An 18,334-nucleotide genomic window follows, 5' to 3' on the forward strand; every position below is an offset into this window, starting at 1 on the left:
TGTTTTTATTTTATAAAATATTGGTGAATATCCAACAGGTGGGGATACTTGGCAAACAAGGAATCCACCCGTTCTTTTGCCTTTTGAATAATGTCAGTCGTGCGTTTCGGATTTCGATCATATCCCAGACAATAGTACATTAAATCAACTGAATGGATCAGCGATTCTTCATCACTAAAATCAAAGCTTTCAGTTTGCTTTTGTAGAATGGCACTAAAAGTAGAATAGGTAGTTGCTAAAAAAAGAGTGAGATTTTTTTCTTGATCATAGCTGTTTGGCTGCATATGGTTAATTAATTTAAGGTAAATCTGCTTAAAGCTACTTGCGTAAATGGCTTCACAGCTAATATTATCCGATTGAGTCATTTTGACAAAATTGAGCTTTTCAGGATTGGCTGTATTTATGCGCGAATTGAGATTATAAAAACTGACAATGTATAAAAAAATATCTTCATCAGGATTAACAATATATTTGAGGTAGGTTGATAAAATCTGATAGTCTTCTTTATAAATTTCGATGGCAATATTGCGCTTAGTCTTGAAATGATAGGTGATCAAGCCTTGGCTGATACCTATTTCTTGAGCAATGCGACGAAAGCCTACCTGGTAGCCTTCAGTAAAAAAAAGATTTTTGGCAGTATCATAAATAAGTTGTTTGTTTGTTTTTGCTTTATTAACACTCATAGTTTCTCCGTTTCGATAATATAAAATCAATTAATTAAACCACATAAACAAGGAATTATCAATACTAAGCTATGTGTGTATAAAGAAAGGGTTGACGTGTTAATGTTGCAATGATAAACTATACACGTATAAATCGATGGTTTGCTAGTTAATCATTTTAGTACAGAAGCGTACCGAAGAAAATAAAATTTATTGTCGATCAAGGAAATAAGCTAAAGCTCAAAGCGAAGTATCACACCATGATACTTCGCTTTTTTAAATGCGAATAAAATGTTTTTCTTGAAATTTAATTGCAACAGTGATAATATATATATGATGAAATCGTAAGGATCGACGTGCATTTTAATAATGCAGATAAATTAGAAAACGAAAGATAATTTAAACGAAGATAAAATTATTGACAGACAGAAAAAGTCAGATTATGTCTGAATAATAATGGATTAAAAAGTAAAAAGTAAAAAGTAAAAAGTAAAAAGTAAAAAGTAAAAAGTAAAAAGTAAAAAGTAAAAAGTAAAATTTGAAAGGCAAAGGTAAAAAAATGGAAAAAAACAGGAGTTTGTTATTAAAAATGGTTCTGTCTATTGGACTTCCAACTGTAATCGTATTCGCATTAATGATCGGGATACTATTGTATACTGGAAATGCTCAAAGTGTTGTTTGGATAACCGGAGGAATCGGATTGGTTATCATGATGGGAGTAATCATTTTAGCATCAAAAGGAATCTCAACTAAAATAAACGACCTAACCGAAGTTGCTAGTCGGCTTGCAATAGGCGATACTGCAATTGAACAAAATAGGAGTATTCAAAATTCAAGAGATCGATTAGGCGAACTGAGTTTGGCGATTGCATCAATTGCGGAAAATATGAAAATTCAATCGATTGTTACAGAGAAGATGGCAGATGGAGACTTAGCAATTGATATTCAACCAATATCTGAAAAAGATCTAATTGGGAAGAATTTGATAATAATAAGAGATTCCATTAAACGAGTTGAAACAGATACGGCGATGCTTTCAGATTTAACCGGTAGGGGGATTTTTAATAAAAAAGGTAATGCAATTGGAATTACAGGGAATTATAAAAAGATAATTGAAAACGTCAATCAGACAATAGATAATGCTGATAATAAGATATTTTGGTATGAGTCAATGCTTGATGCGATTCCTAATCCAATTCTCGTTGCAGACTTGGATGTAAAATGGGCATTTATAAATAAAATATTGGAAGGAAAATTGCAGGCCGCGGGTATTATTAAAGATCGAGAATCGGTTTATGGAACAGACTGCTGTGAATTTAACATAGCGGTTTGTAATTCAAAAGAATGTACTGATGCCTGTGCTATATATCAATTAATTTCTAAGGGAATTACAGAAATGAAATTTGAATTCGAAGGAAGCTATAACCAAAAAAATACAAATTATGTGAAAAATAGAAAGGGCGAAAACATAGGTTATATAGAAATGAGCTCAGACTTAACATCAGTTATGAGTGGAAGTGTCTATACCAATAAAGAAGTTACACGGTTGAAAAAGAATTTGTTACGTTTAGCAGAAGGTGATTTAGAATTTGATACGAATATTGCTGAAGCAAACGAATATACGATTGAATTACATGATCAGTTTACAGAAATTGGGGAAAATTTAAATCATGTAAAAAGCTCAATTAGTCAACTAATTGAAGATGCCACCAAAATAACCACTGCAGCAATTGAAGGAAAACTAGATACACGGGTAGATGAAACAAAATTCAACGGATCATGGAAGACTCTGATTGGCGGTATGAATAATTTTCTTGAAGAAATTGCAAGACCAACACGAGAGATAGCGGATGTCATGAATAAAATGTCAATTGGAAATTTACAAGTGAATGTTAATGGCGAGTACAAAGGTGAGTTTGATGAACTAAAGCAATCGGTCAATAATACCGCCGGTAATTTAAACATGGTTGTCTCGAAAATATCTGAGGTAACCAAAAATATTGCTAATGAAGATCTTGATATTGAAAGTGTTGAAATATGGCAAAATGATTTTGCTGATGTTTCTCATGCATTAAATAAAATTATTGAAACATTAAATTCTTTAATCGGGAACATCAATGATGCAGCCAAACAAGTCACCGCAGGCTCCAATCAAGTATCCGATGCAAGTCAGGCGTTAGCTCAAGGTTCGACGGAGCAGGCAAGTTCTGTACAGGAGTTATCAGCCTCGATAGCAGAAATTGCTGATCAGACGAAACAAAATGCTATGAATGCGAACAAAGCCAAAGACTTGACAACGGATGTTCAGGAGTACGCAACTAAAGGCAATGCACAAATGGCAGAAATGCAGAATTCAATGACTGAAATCAATAAATCTTCCAGTGACATATCAAAAATTATTAAAGTCATTGACGACATTGCTTTCCAGACGAATATCTTGGCTTTGAATGCTGCTGTTGAAGCTGCGCGAGCCGGACAACATGGTAAGGGATTTGCCGTAGTTGCAGAAGAAGTACGTACTTTGGCAGCACGAAGTGCGGAAGCTGCCAAGGAAACATCAGGTCTTATTGAAGGATCCATCGAAAAGGTAAAAGACGGGACAAAAATTGCGGATGAAACAGCAGCAGCTCTTAATGAAATCGTTGAAGGAATCGTCAAAGTAACAGATTTAGTCGGAAATATTGCAGAAGATTCGAATGAACAGGCTTCTGGTATTGCCCAGGTCAACATGGGGATTGAGCAAGTTGCTCAGGTGGTTCAAAATAATTCGGCAACGGCTGAACAGAGTGCAGCTGCCAGTGAAGAGCTTTCCGGTCAGGCAGAAATGTTAAAAGAAATGATCGGACAATTCCAATTAAGAAAATGACAAAAACTCAAAGTGTGATTAAAATGTATTGATTGAAAACAAATAACAACGGTGATATCATTATATCGTTTCGTTTTGATGATTCTGTGCGCATTTATACAATACACTGAAATAAAAAATATTATTAAAAATGCGGATAATACCATAAAAACAATAATAATATAAATAAAGTGGGAGAACATTGGAGAAAAAGGGGAGAGAAATGGAAAAAAGAAAGAATTTGTTGTCAAAAATGATTCTGTCTATTGGATTACCGATTGCAATTTTATTTGCAGTAATGGTTGGAATATTGTTTTTTGCTGAAAATCAGTTTGACGATATTCAAAGCCTTATACTGTTAACTGGTGGAATTGGTCTGGTAATCATGATTGGCATAATCATTTTTGCAATGACAAACATTTCAAATAAAATATCAAAGCTTGCTGAAGCTGCTGATAGGCTTGCAACAGGAGATATAGATGTTGATGTAAATATTCAAAATTCAAATGATCAATTAGGTGATCTGGGTTTAGCGATTACTACAGTCGCTGAGAATATCAAAACTATTTCTATTGCTGCAAAGAAGATGGCGGATGGAGATTTATCGGTTGAAATATTGCCAAATTCCGAAAAAGATTTACTTGGTAAGAGTTTGCTGACTATCAGCAATTCTGTTAAACAACTTGAGACTGAAACCGCCACGACTGCGGGTTTAGCAAAAATCGGAAATTTTGATAAAAGAGTCAATGTCAAAGAGCTTTCGGGTGATTATAAAACGCTGATCGAAAATGTGAATACGACCATGGATGCAATTACTGGCAAGATGGAGCTTTATCTGGCAATCGTTGATGCACTACCTTACCGAGTGACAACCATGGATAAAGACAGGAAGATTATCTTTGTTAATAAAACGCTTGAGGATTTGATGAAACTGACTGGTGCAGCAGAAAATCGGGAATCAATCTACGGAGTAGATTGTAATACATGCAATTTAGACATGTGTAACACTGAAGACTGCGGCATTAGAAGACTTCTTGAAAAAGGTTTGACTGAGTATCCTTTCGAATTTATGAACAGGTTTTACAGAATGGATACCGTGGATATGAAGGACAAAAATGGAGATTCAATAGGTTTTGTTGAGATATCTCATGATACAACCCCAACGATGAGTGTTAATGTTTATACTGAAAGAGAAGTAAAAAGATTGGCCAGCAATCTGCTGAATATGGCAGACGGGGATTTTGACTTTGATATGAATATTGCGGAAGTTGGGGAGTATACAGTTGAAATAAATAACGAGTTTAAAACGATTGAACTGAGTTTAGGGTTAGTGAAAAAATCAATCGGTACCTTGATTGAGAATGCAACACAACTCACTACCGCAGCCATCGAAGGAAAACTGGAGATAAGAGCGGATGAAACTAAATTCAAGGGATCATGGAAAGAACTCATCGGTGGCATGAATGATATACTGGAAGAAGTTTCGAAACCGCTTAAAGAGGTTTCTGAAGTGTTCCCTTTACTTCTGGTAGGAAATTTAAAAGCGACTGTTAATGGCTCATACCAGGGTGAATTTGAAAAATTAAAACAGTCGGTCAATAATGTTGGCAAAGTTTTAGACTTTGTTATCAGTGATATTTCAAATGTTACGGGTCAAATGGCTGATGGAAATTTAAATGTTGAAAATATAAGAGAATACGATGGTGATTTCAATGCCATTTCTATTGCAATTAATGAGATCATCAAGTCATTAAATTTACTGTTGGGTAATATTGATGATGCCGCCCAACAGGTCACAGCAGGCTCAAATCAAGTATCTGATGCCAGCCAGTCTTTAGCTCAGGGTTCGACGGAACAGGCGAGCTCAGTACAGGAGTTATCAGCCTCAATTGCAGAAATTGCAGATCAGACAAAGAATAATGCAGTTAATGCAAATAGAGCCAAAGAATTGACGACGGATGTTCAGGAATATGCTGCTAAAGGGAATGCACAAATGTCTGAAATGCAGAATTCAATGGCAGAAATCAACAAATCTTCCAGTGACATATCAAAAATTATTAAAGTCATTGATGACATTGCCTTTCAGACGAATATCCTGGCTTTAAATGCTGCTGTTGAAGCAGCACGGGCTGGACAGCATGGTAAAGGTTTTGCCGTGGTTGCGGAAGAAGTTCGTACTTTGGCAGCACGAAGTGCGGAAGCAGCCAAAGAAACATCTGGTCTTATTGAAGGATCTATTGATAAGGTGGAAGCTGGAACAAAGATTGCGGATGAAACAGCAGCTGCTCTTGATAAAATTGTTGAGGGAATTGTCAAAGTAACAGATTTAGTCGGAAAGATTGCAGAAGATTCGAATGAACAGGCTTCTGGTATTGCCCAGGTCAACATGGGGATTGAGCAGGTGGCGCAAGTTGTTCAAAACAACTCGGCAACTGCAGAACAAAGTGCAGCAGCGAGTGAAGAACTGTCTAGTCAGGCACAGATTTTAAAAGAAATGATTGGACAATTCCAATTAAGGAAATGATAAAAATTAAGATTTATAAATAGAAAGCATGATTTATTAACTAAAACTCTTTTTTCGGTAAAATCAATTTATGATTTAATCCGAAAAAAGAGTTTTTTTTGAAGTCAGGGAGACCAAAGTGAACTATTAAATCGCTTTCATCATTTGTAATAATAATGTTAACCTCTACACATTTGATGAATATTTAAAGTGATTAAGGGTAATAGTAATGTATATTGTAAAAAAAAATCCCGATTATTAACTTAAGGGAATAAATAATTTGGATGTGGAGGTGAAAAAAAGTGTCAATAAATTTTGAAAACGAACCAATGATGGATATCTATATTTTTGAAACAACTCAAATGCTGGATCAATTGGAGCAAGCAATTATCAGTAGCGAAAAACAGGGTGGCTTCAGTGCTGAAAATATCAGTGAGATATTTCGTTTTATGCATACAATTAAAGGTTCGTCGGCAATGATGCTTTTTAATACGATTGAAAAGGTGGCCCATACCGTTGAAGATGTTTTTTATTTTATAAGAGAGCAAAAGCCGGAACAGCTGGATTATTCAGGTATTTCTGACCTTGTTTTGGAATGTGTTGATTTTATAAAAATTGAAGTCGAAAAAATTACGAATAAAAATGAACCGGATGGTGATGCTGAAACCTTGATTGAATCTTTGAAAATCTTTCTTGATGGAATGAAAGCGGAATTTGGCGGAGCTGAAATAATGGATAAGCCAAAGGAAACAAAAGCTAAACAATATTATATACCTCAGGAAAAAAATCCAGCTATATCATTAAGTGCTTGCTTTCATGCTCTTGTTTTTTTTCAAGATGATTGCATGATGGAAAATATCCGTGCGTACACTTTGGTTTTGGGACTAATGGATATGGTAGAGGAAATTTATTTTTCACCAGCTGATATTGCGGACAATCCCGAGACTGCAATTGAAATTCGCGAGATGGGGTTTGAAGTTTATATGAAGTCGGATGTTGGTTATGAAATGATTAAAGCTTATTTTGATAAGTGCATTTTTGCTGATCGATTATCCGTCCGAGAAGTGGATGAAAGGGCTTTGAAAGCATTTCAGAAAGAATTGGAAGTTGCTAAGCCAGCGATACCGCAAGCGCCATTGATTGATTTATTTGAGGATAAAAAATCAAAGCCTGCATCAAATGAAGTGACAGGAAAACTCAATAGCTCAAATGGAAATAGTGCTAATGGTCAAGCCATGATTAGTGTAAATGTTGATAAACTTGATAAACTTATGAATTTGGTGGGTGAACTGGTAATATCTGAATCGATGGTTACCCAAAGTCCGGAAGTCGAAAATATTGAATCTGAGAATTTCCATAAAGCATCTTTAGAGCTTCATAAAATTACTGAAGAACTTCAGGATATGGTGATGGCCATAAGGATGGTGTCGTTATCAAATACTTTCATGAAAATGAACCGAATTGTCCGGGATATGTGTAAGAAACTAAACAAAGAAATAGTCATGGAATTTATTGGTGAACAGACTGAAGTCGATAAAAATATCATTGAACATATTTCGGATCCATTGATGCATGTGATCAGGAATTCTATAGATCATGGAATTGAAGACGAGAACGAGCGACTGGCAAAAGGAAAAGATAAAGTTGGACATATTATTCTGGAAGCTAAAAATATGGGTAGTGATGTTCTTATTGTTGTGAAAGACGATGGGAAGGGGCTCTCAAAAGAAAAAATCATTGAAAAGGCAAAAAAGAATGGAATTTTAGAAAAATCAGCAGAAGAAATGACGGATCGGGAAATTTATAAACTCATTTTACTACCGGGGTTTTCTACAAATGAGGCAATTACAGAGTATTCCGGCCGGGGTGTTGGTATGGATGTGGTGGTAAAAAATTTAGAAAGTATCGGTGGAGTCGTGCTGGTTGACAGCGAACCGGATCTTGGAACCACCATTACGATGAAAATTCCATTAACCTTGGCCATTGTCGAAGGTATGAACATTAGTGTAGGCAGATCTCGGTATACGATACCCATAGCCACAATCTCAGAATCTTTCAGACCTCAGGCAGGTGATTGTTTTAGAGATCCGGATAATAATGAAATGGTCATGATTCGGGGAAAATGTTATCCGATTTTGCGATTGTATGAATATTACAAAATAAAAAATGGTCAAACTGATTTATTAAAAGGCATTCTTATTATGGTGGAACAGGATGAAAAACGAATTTGTATTTTTGCAGATGAACTTCTGGGACAACAACAGGTGGTGGTGAAATCCCTTCCCCATTATGTAACATCCACGAAGAAAATTCTTGGATTAGCTGGATGTACCCTTCTGGCTGACGGGAGCATCAGTTTGATTATGGATATAGGGGGGCTCACAGGATTACGTATCCAATAGCTTTTTATGAAAGGAAATAAAAGATGAATAATGAAGCAGTGAATATTTTTGATGAAGAAATTGATCAAAAGGGACAATATCTCACATTCTTATTGGAAGATGAAGCCTATGGAATTTGGATTGGCTACGTTACAGAGATTATTGGAATACTGCCATACATGGAAGTTCCAGAATTACCGGATTATATCCGAGGCATCATTAATTTACGAGGCCGAATTATTCCAATCATGGATATGCGATTGCGTTTTAGTAAAACTTTTGTTGATTATAATGAACGAACCTGCATTATCGTCACTGATATAGAAGCAGATACTGTAGGATTAATCGTCGACAGTGTTTCAGAAGTTGTTACGATTGCTGACGATAATATTAACGACAAACCCATGATGAGCACCGGAATTTCGAACCAATTTGTCAAAAACATCGGTAAAGTTGGTGATGAAGTAATACTATTGTTGGATTGTGAAAAAGTACTAATGCATAATGAATTCGAAAAAACGTTGAATGAAGATCAATATGGGAGGAAAAAAGAATGAATTGGTTTAATAATTTAAAAATTGGGACAAAATTGATTTTTAGTTTTTTACTTGTTGCTTTAATCGCAGGGGGGATTGGTATTCTTGGTGTAGTCAATATCACAACCGTGGATAAACAGGACACATATCTTTATCAAAAGATGACTGTACCATTAGGCGAACTGATTTATCTCGTCGAATCTTTTTCTGAAATAAATTCAAGTATTGATGATGTTGCGACAGCAACATCCCAGGAAGAAATAGCCACACTTGAAACCGGCATTCAGAAAAATAGCGCATCGTTTGATGACTATTTAAGCAGTATTAATACGACTTTGGTATCTGAGGAAGGAAAACAACTGATAGAAGAAATTACGGTTAAAAAAGAAAATTTAGATAAACTTGTCTCGGAAGTAATTTCGCTTGCAAAACAGGGAAAGCAGCCTGAGGCGGCAGCGCTTAAAAATGGCAGTGATTATACAAATACACGCGGAGTTATTAACAATGATATAAACCGTGCAATTGAAATAAAACTTCAAACTGCTGAAGATACATCAAAAAATAATAACGCAATTGCTAACTCATCAACGGTTATGACCATAATAATCATTGTCATTGGAATAACACTTTCGATTTGTCTGGGTTTCTTTGTCTCATCGACGATAAAAAAACCCATTCGTAAAATGATGGCGGCATCCAAGAAAATGGCGGATGGAGATTTGGACGTAACTGTTGATATTCATACTAAGGATGAGATGGGAATATTGGCAGATTCTTATAATCAAATGCTGACAAATATCAATGAAGTTTTGCACAATATTAATGAGGCCACCGATCAAGTATCTTCCGGTTCCCGACAGGTTTCGGATTCAAGTATTTCTTTAGCTCAGGGTGCAACTGAACAGGCAAGTTCGGTGGAAGAGCTGACATCATCAGTCGAAGAGATTGCATCGCAGACACGTTTAAATGCAGATAATGCAAATCAGGCCAATGAATTAGCTAAAAATACAAAAAATAATGCAATTTCCGGAAATGATCATATGCAGCAAATGTTACGATCAATGGAAGAAATTAGTGATTCATCCAACAATATTTATAAAATTATTAAAGTTATTGATGAGATAGCTTTTCAAACAAATATTCTGGCACTTAATGCTGCTGTAGAAGCTGCTAAAGCGGGGCAGAATGGTAAAGGATTTGCAGTGGTGGCGGTAGAAGTCAGAAATTTGGCAGCACGTTCAGCGAATGCGGCAAAAGAAACCACAGCACTTATTGAAGGTTCAATCAAGAAGGTTGAAGGAGGCACCAAAATTGCCAATGAAACAGCAACAGCCCTGAATCAGATTGTAGAATCGATAGAGAAAGTATACATGCTTATTAATGATATTTCAGTAGCTTCAAATGAACAGGCAATTGGGGTTGATCAGATTAATCAAGGGATCGTTCAGATTTCTAATGTTGTTCAGGCTACTTCTGCGACTTCAGAGGAAACCGCAGCAGCCAGCGAAGAACTGGCTAGTCAGGCAGAGCTTTTGAAAGAACAGGTTGCACGTTTTAGACTTCGACGAAGTTCATTTTTGGAAGGCGGAAGTTATGATCAATTAAATTCTGAAATGATACGAATGTTTGATAAAATGAAAGAGGAGAATAAACAGGCAATTATTAGAAACAAAAAGAAGGAAACAGAGATCCCTTCTGAAAAACGAATTCGTCTGGATGATGATGAGTTTGGGAAATATTAGATAAGTGTAATTGAAAATTATGAGAGGTGACACGAATGATTGAAATTACGAAAGAGGAGTATGCGCTCTTGACCGCTTATATTTATAAGGAGTCTGGAATTAACTTAAAAAAAAATAAAGAACTGCTTCTTGTTGGGCGGCTGCGTAAGTTGCTTATTGAATTGGGTTTTGATTCTTTTTCGGAATACTACCATTATCTGATCAACGATAAAACCGGAGGGGCAAGTTCGGTATTGATTGATAAAGTTTCTACCAATCATACTTATTTTATGCGAGAAGCAGATCATTTTGAGTATTTTAAAAACACCGTGTTGCCTGATATAAAAAAAACGAAAGAAAATGAGGCAAAGCATGATATCCGATTATGGTGTGCGGCCAGTTCAACTGGGGAAGAACCGTATACCCTTTCTTGTATCATGAAGGAGTATTTTGAAAAAGACGCACATTTATGGAATACTAGTCTTTTGGCAACTGATATTTCAACTACAGTATTGGTAACTGCTAAAAAAGGAATATACAGTTGTGAAGATATCGAACCCCTCCCAAGAATTTGGAAATTAAAATATTTTGTACGTCAGGATGATAATTTTGTTAGGGTTAGTGACGAAATTAGGGATAATGTGATCTTTCGTCGGTTCAATCTAATGAATCCTGTTTTTCCATTTAGTCAAAAATTAGATGTTATATTTTGCCGCAATGTGATGATTTATTTTGATCAACCGACAAAGGATCGACTTTCTGAAAAAATGTATGATTGCCTCGAACCAGGCGGTTATCTATTTATCGGTCACTCTGAATCCATTGATCTGCGAACAACAAAATTTAAATACATGATGCCTTCAGTCTATCAAAAATGCGTTTAAAAGATTGAATTTTAAGAAGAGAAAATAGGGCTGTTGGGAGAAAAAATCATGAATTAGAAAATTATACAGGTAAATGGAGGGTCGAATGAAAAAAATTAAAGAACAACTGGAATCTAAAGATAAGGCATGGCTAGTTTCCACTCTTTATAGTGCTGGAGACGCCATTATGACCAGTGGGCTTGATGGATGTGTCGATTTTATTAATGTCATGGCTGTTGAAATATTAGGGAGCCCTTCTTCTGAATTGATTGGGAAACCATTTACTGAAGTCTTTAAAATTTATCGTCATGGAAGAAAGGCCCCCATTCGTTTTGGAAAAATCAATCATAGTATCGGTCTCCCATCCCAGTCTTATTACGTTAGACCCGATGGTGAAATTAAATACTTGTCAGCCCGTTTATCACCTGTATTTTCAGATACTGAAGAAGAGATCGGCAACGTTATTGTCTTTCGGGATATTTCAAAAATTATTCATGCAGAAGAATTAATTAAGAAAGAACGTAATAATTATAAAACAATATTTCAACTGATGCCAACAGCCATGGTCGTCACTGATATAAACGGAATCATTCGTGTAACTAATCAGGCATTTCTAAAAATATTTGGAATGGATAACAGCAAAGTGATTGGAAAAGGTTTCGGAGATGCTTTTGGGTGTGTGAACAGTTATGAAGGTGGTTGCAACGCTTCATTAAACTGTACTTTCTGCAGAATAAGAAATGCAATGAATAAGGTGGCTGAAGATGAAATAGCGGTAAATGAAAATTTGGTTCCCTTCAAATACATCAGAGATGGAGTTGAACATCTAATATTCTTAAATACCAGCATTATGATAAGCATCATTGAGGGAAAAATGGAGTTTGTCATGACGATAGAAGACATCACTGAAACAATTTACTATGAAAAAAGTTTGAAAGATGCCCGAAATGCTTGCATGATAACATTAGATAGTTTGCCGATGATGATTTTTAAAATAGATAAAAATCATGAATGTGATTTTTTTAATGAAACATTAAAATCCTATATGAATATCGATAAGGGATCATTTTTGGAAGCACTCCAGATGCATATGAAACCTTCTGAATATATACGGCTTTATCAGGTCTTTAATGAATCCTTTCTGATGGAGAAATCTTTCAATATTGAAGTTGAATTATCGGCATCCGATGAAACCTATCGGATTTTCAGGGGAATGGGAAATCCTTATTATGAAAAAAATGGTGAATTCGCTGGAATAATTGGTCTATTTCTTGATATTCATGATGAACGATGTGCCGAAGAACTATTTCGAAAAAGTCAGGAAAAGTATTTTTCATTATTTACAAACCTGGACAGCAGTATTACATATTTTAAAGCAGTTTATGATGATAACAAGACAATCATCGATGCAGAGCTGATTGAAATGAATCAAGCAACTGAAAAACTATTTTGTACTAGTCGCAATATGGTTATTGGTCATCGGGTTACTAAGACAAACTTTCTTGATCCAGAAGAAATCAGTAAGCTTCTCAAATGCTTTAATAAAGAACTTTATGAAAGTAAAAATATTAATGTTGAAGAATATTATTCAGAACGGTTGAAACGATGGGTGGAAGCATCTATTTGCAGTCCTGAACCAGATCATATTGCAGTGCTTACCTGGGACATCGATGCTAAGAAGCAAACTGAAATAAAATTGAAATCTGCGATGGAACGCTCTGAAGAAGCCAATCGTGCGAAAAGTGAATTTTTAGCAAATATGAGCCACGAAATTAGAACACCTCTTAACGGTATTATCGGTATGATTGATCTTACCATGATGGAAACTCTTTCTGATGAACAGAAGGAAAACTTAGAAACGGCTAAAGGGTGCGTCCATTCATTGATAGATATCATTAATGATATTTTGGATTTTGCTAAGATTGAAGCAGGAAAATTGATGATTGAACCAATGAGTTTTAATCTCATTGACCTGATTGAATCGACCATGAAAATGCATCAAAATCATGCGATGGAAAGAGGATTAAGCTTAAGTGTTCATTATGAAAATGTGCCAAAAATATTTGTTATTGGTGATAGCAGACGCCTTAAACAGGTTTTAAATAACCTACTGAGTAATGCTATTAAATTTACTAATGTAGGGTCAGTTAAATTGATTGTCAATCAGGAGATTATTTCTGAAAAGACAGATCAAGTGATGCTTCATATTGATGTGAAAGACACAGGTATTGGAATTGATCCGAGTAAATATTCAAAACTTTTCAAGAGTTTTAGTCAAATTGATGGCTCTCATACAAGAAAGTACGGAGGCACAGGTATCGGATTGGTAATCACCAAGCAGTTAACCGATATGATGGATGGAAAAGTTAGCTTTGTCAGCGAATTTGGTTCAGGAAGCACTTTTTCTGTTCATATTCCAATGAGATCTACAAATAAAACAGGAGTAAAAATAAAAGAAAGTGTCCCGGAGATCAGGTTTAATGGCAGTAAAATTTTATTAGTAGAAGATGACCGGGTCAATCAGATTGTTATGTGTAAAATGCTGGAGAGTTTTGGAATTGAGACGGATTTGGCTGAAAATGGAAAAGAAGGGGTTCTATTGTCAGGGAAAAAAAAATACGATCTGATTCTGATGGATGTTCAAATGCCGGTGATGGATGGGATAATGGCGACGCAAATTATCCGACGAAAAAAAGAATTAGAGGATATAGATGATTTTGATCTTCAAAAATTAGATCTCTTATTAAATGAAGCAACCCCGATCGTTGCATTGTCAGCTTATGCACTTAAAGGGGATGAGACGATATTCAGAGCCAGTGGCATGGACAGTTATTTATCAAAACCGGTGGATCGGAATCAAATGAAAAACTTCCTTAGTGAATATTTAACTAATAAAGATACTAATGAACTGGCCATGATAAGAGATCGAGTTGAACGTTATCATAAAAATGGTTTCGAAAATTCAGAAAAGAATGAAAATATATCGGCAACTCTAGATGGAAAAACAAGAAAAGAAATCAATCAGAAAATAACACAGCTCAAAGTACTTCTCAGTGATAGAAATTTTGTGATGATAGAGGTAGTGGCTCATCAATTAAAACAATATTTTGATGAAATAAACGCAATAGGATTAAAAAATCTAGTTTTTAAGCTGGAATTGGCGATTCGCAAGGATCAATTGGAAAACATACCCCAGTATTTGCAGCGGATTGAAGAAATTTGGCTCATGATAAAACAAGATAAAGTTTAGGAGGAAAGTGGGATGAAAAGAATTTTAATAGCGGAAGATGATATGGTAAGTCGTAAGTTTTTAAGCAAATTTTTAAGCAAGTATGGGGAGTGCGATTTAGTGGTGGACGGGCTTGAAGCAATCGATGCCTATATGCTTAATGTTCAGGAAAAAACACCCTACAATTTAATCTGTTTGGATATCATGATGCCAAAAATTGACGGAGTAAAAGTTCTGAAAACGATAAGGGATTTAGAAAAACAGCAGGACCTGCCAGAAAAAGAAAAGGCAAAGATTATTATGACTACAGTCTTAGGAGATTCGAATATTGTTCAGTCAGCCTTTGATTTTGGGTGCAATGCTTATGCCAACAAACCATTGGATATGAAAAAAATAACTGAAGTATTGGAAAAAATTGAATTTATTGAATAGAAATGATCAATATTGAAATGACAGCAGCAATTATGAATAAAGAGTAATGAATTAAGGCGCTCAAAATGGAATTCCAGTTTTGGGAGCCTTGCTTTTTTTGTTATTGAAAAAAAAAGAATTATAGATTAAAATAAAAGAGAAATCAAAGAATAAAAATAGATTTTGATTATAAGCTGGACAATCGATTTAAAAAGAACCTTTTAAGATAAAAACAGCAATGATAACAATACAATTATTTTAGGTAGACTTTTTGTCAGATGGTAAACGATAACACAAAAGGAGAAGGATTTAAAAAATATTGGGAAGTGATTTGTTAATAAAGGCGATTCATTAAATATGGGAGATTTAAGATGTGATTTTAAAAAGACCCCAATCATGTTGATAGGGATACGCTTTAAAAATATTCTAACAAGTTGCGCTCGTTTATATCTTTTATAATGAGCTTTTTTTTATGCAACAGTTATTATCCTATACAGTGAACTTGGAAGTAATTTTGTGCTGGTGCTAGTTTGATTTATCATATGAACACATGAACAATTATTCATTTATTTATTGACAAACCCAGAATAGTTGAGCTATAATACCTGTATGAACAGTTGAACGATTGTTCAACTGTTCATACAGAAAAATGAGGTGATAAGATGGCTAATAAAGTACAACCGATTGAACGGTGTGACTGTGACGTGATTCATGAAGATATTGTAAAACAGGTGAAAAAGAAAATGCCTCAGGAAGAGACGCTATATGATCTCGCAGAATTATTCAAAGTATTTGGAGATTCCACAAGAATTAAAATACTCTGGGCGCTGGATGAAGCTGAAATGTGTGTGTGTGATATCGCATTTTTATTGAATATGACCCAATCAGCTGTATCTCACCAACTTAGAGTCCTAAAGCAAGCGGATCTGGTTAAAAATAGAAGAGCAGGAAAAATTGTCTTCTATTCTTTAGATGATGAACATGTCAAACAAATATTTAACCAAGGGTTGACGCATATTTTAGAATTACGGGAGGATCAATGATGCTAAAAAAAGAACTGATACTTGAAGGATTAAACTGCGCCAACTGTGCATCAAAGATAGAGTGTGAAGTCAATAAGCTTAGCGGAGTTAAGGCATCCATGAATTTCATGAACAAGACACTGACTTTAGAGATAGAAGCAGATGCAGCTGTGGAAACTATTGTAGATCAGGTCAAATCAATCGTGCATAAGCATGAACCGGATGTAAAAGTTGTTTTAAAAAGCAGAAACGCAAAATTAAATATAAAAGAGATCAGTGAAAATCAAGATGAAAACGGGGATAATCGCAAAACACAAATCATTAAACTTGTAATTGGGGGAGCGTTGTTTGCGATCGGGTTGATCTTTGATTTTCAGAATTGGTTGGAATTAACTTTGTTTTTAATCAGTTATATTATTGTCGGCGGCGACATCGTTTTACGGGCAATCAAAGGAATCGCTCGTGGGCAGGTGTTTAGTGAGCACTTTCTGATGAGTGTCGCTACAATTGGTGCCTTCTTTGTCGGTGCATATCCTGAAGGGGTAGCGGTTATGATGTTCTATCTGGTTGGTGAACTATTTCAGGATATGGCAGTGGATCATTCCAGAAAATCAATCAGTTCATTAATGGATATAAGACCTGATTATGCAAATTTAAAAGTAGGGAATGAACTCCAAAAAGTATCACCGGAAGATGTGAATATCGGAGATATGATACTGATAAAGCCGGGAGAAAAAATCCCACTGGATGGAAAAGTTATCGAAGGGCTTTCAATGGTTGATACATCTGCATTAACCGGTGAATCCATCCCTCGAGAGTTGGAACCGGGAGCAGATGCCTTAAGCGGATTTGTTAATAAGAACGGTGTTCTGACAGTTAAGGTGACAAAAAGTTTTGGAGATTCCACGGTGTCAAAGATTTTGGATCTGGTGGAAAACGCCAGCAGCAGAAAAGCTCCTACAGAGCAATTCATCACAAAGTTTGCACGCTACTATACGCCGGTGGTTGTCTTTGGTGCTCTGGCGTTAGCTATTATACCTCCACTGATGATTCCAGGAGCTGTTTTCTCAGATTGGGTTTATCGTGCCCTGGTATTCTTAGTGGTTTCCTGTCCTTGTGCCCTAGTGATTTCGATACCGTTGGGATTTTTCGGCGGTATCGGCGGCGCTTCCAAAAGAGGTATTTTGATAAAAGGCAGTAACTATCTTGAAGCATTGAATAATGTTGAAACGGTTGTCTTTGATAAGACCGGGACGCTGACAAAAGGCGTATTTAAAGTGACGCAAACTAATCCTCAAAATGCTTATACAAAAGCGGAACTTCTCGAATATGCAGCTTATGCCGAAAGTTATTCAAATCATCCGATTGCACAATCAATTACAAATGCTTATCATGTTGAAATTGATCAGAGTCGCATCAAAAATTATCAGGAAATAGCAGGAAATGGAATAAGTGTAACGATCAACGACAATGAGGTTTTAGCAGGAAACTCGAAATTAATGGATAATGAAAATTTAAGTCATATCGATGATGTTAAGACTTCAGGAACGGTGATACATGTTGCAATCAACAAGAAATATGCAGGTAATATCGTCATTTCAGACGAAGTTAAAGAAGACTCAGCGCATGCCATTAAAGAGCTTAAATCACTGGGCATCAGAAAGACGGTTATGCTCACCGGAGATTTAAAAAGTGTGGGTGATAAAATCGGAAAGCAGTTGGGACTCGATGAAGTATATTCCGAATTACTGCCTGAAGATAAAGTTGAGAAACTTGAATGGCTGGAAAGCAAAAAAACTCCCAAAGGGAAACTTGTTTTCGTCGGCGATGGGATCAACGACGCACCGGTACTGGCAAGAGCCGATATTGGAGTGGCGATGGGATGTTTGGGATCGGATGCTGCGATTGAAGCCGCCGATATTGTCATCATGACTGATGAGCCATCAAAGATAGCATTAGCAATACGAATAGCAAAAAGAACGAGGGTCATCGTTTTTCAGAATATCGTTTTTGCTTTGGTTGTAAAGACCATATTCCTTGCCTTAGGGGCATTGGGTTTAGCATCAATGTGGGAAGCCGTATTTGCTGATGTAGGAGTGGCTTTGATTGCCATTTTTAATGCCATGAGAGTCATGAATACAAAAAAAATATAAAACATATC

Annotated in this window: 11 protein-coding genes; 10 read left to right on the forward strand and 1 reads right to left on the reverse strand. The window is 35.8% G+C overall.

Annotated elements, in window-relative coordinates:
• Positions 1-5: 5 nt before the first annotated feature.
• Positions 6-683, reverse strand: a complete 678-nt coding sequence (locus FZC40_RS04780; RefSeq protein ID WP_148602787.1) for a TetR/AcrR family transcriptional regulator — start codon at positions 681-683, stop codon at positions 6-8.
• Between the two features lie 538 nt (positions 684-1,221).
• Between FZC40_RS04780 and FZC40_RS04785 the strand changes: the two genes are divergently transcribed.
• The 10 genes from FZC40_RS04785 (at position 1,222) to FZC40_RS04830 (ending at position 18,326) form a co-directional block, all read left to right on the forward strand.
• Positions 1,222-3,528: a methyl-accepting chemotaxis protein gene (locus FZC40_RS04785; RefSeq protein WP_148602788.1), complete on the forward strand. Its 2,307-nt coding sequence runs from the start codon at positions 1,222-1,224 to the stop codon at positions 3,526-3,528.
• Positions 3,529-3,730: 202 nt separating this feature from the next.
• Positions 3,731-6,031 (forward strand): methyl-accepting chemotaxis protein, encoded by a 2,301-nt coding sequence (locus tag FZC40_RS04790; RefSeq protein WP_148602789.1) that lies wholly within the window; start codon positions 3,731-3,733, stop codon positions 6,029-6,031.
• Between the two features lie 281 nt (positions 6,032-6,312).
• A complete protein-coding gene (locus FZC40_RS04795; protein WP_148602790.1) occupies positions 6,313-8,412 on the forward strand; it encodes a chemotaxis protein CheA in 2,100 nt (699 codons plus the stop codon).
• A gap of 23 nt (positions 8,413-8,435) precedes the next feature.
• Complete coding sequence (locus tag FZC40_RS04800) at positions 8,436-8,948, forward strand: chemotaxis protein CheW (protein ID WP_148602791.1); 513 nt, start codon at positions 8,436-8,438, stop codon at positions 8,946-8,948.
• A complete protein-coding gene (locus FZC40_RS04805) occupies positions 8,945-10,669 on the forward strand; it encodes a methyl-accepting chemotaxis protein (protein ID WP_148602792.1) in 1,725 nt (574 codons plus the stop codon). Before FZC40_RS04800 ends, FZC40_RS04805 begins: the two co-directional genes overlap by 4 nt.
• Positions 10,670-10,704: 35 nt before the next feature.
• Positions 10,705-11,532 (forward strand): CheR family methyltransferase, encoded by an 828-nt coding sequence (locus FZC40_RS04810; protein ID WP_148602793.1) that lies wholly within the window; start codon positions 10,705-10,707, stop codon positions 11,530-11,532.
• Between the two features lie 85 nt (positions 11,533-11,617).
• Complete coding sequence (locus FZC40_RS04815) at positions 11,618-14,761, forward strand: PAS domain-containing hybrid sensor histidine kinase/response regulator (RefSeq protein WP_186843660.1); 3,144 nt, start codon at positions 11,618-11,620, stop codon at positions 14,759-14,761.
• A 12-nt stretch (positions 14,762-14,773) separates the two neighbouring features.
• Positions 14,774-15,172 carry a response regulator gene (locus FZC40_RS04820; protein WP_148602795.1) on the forward strand — a complete coding sequence of 133 codons (399 nt, stop codon included), beginning with the start codon at positions 14,774-14,776 and terminating at the stop codon, positions 15,170-15,172.
• A gap of 641 nt (positions 15,173-15,813) precedes the next feature.
• The gene (locus tag FZC40_RS04825) at positions 15,814-16,194 is read left to right on the forward strand and encodes an ArsR/SmtB family transcription factor (RefSeq protein ID WP_148602796.1); all 381 of its coding nucleotides are present in this window, start codon (positions 15,814-15,816) and stop codon (positions 16,192-16,194) included.
• Complete coding sequence (locus FZC40_RS04830; protein WP_420534733.1) at positions 16,191-18,326, forward strand: heavy metal translocating P-type ATPase; 2,136 nt, start codon at positions 16,191-16,193, stop codon at positions 18,324-18,326. The genes FZC40_RS04825 and FZC40_RS04830 overlap by 4 nt, the downstream gene beginning before the upstream one ends.
• Positions 18,327-18,334 lie beyond the last annotated feature (8 nt).

The organism is Acetobacterium tundrae (assembly GCF_008086615.1).
In the GTDB taxonomy this organism is placed as follows: Bacteria; Bacillota; Clostridia; order Eubacteriales; family Eubacteriaceae; genus Acetobacterium; species Acetobacterium tundrae.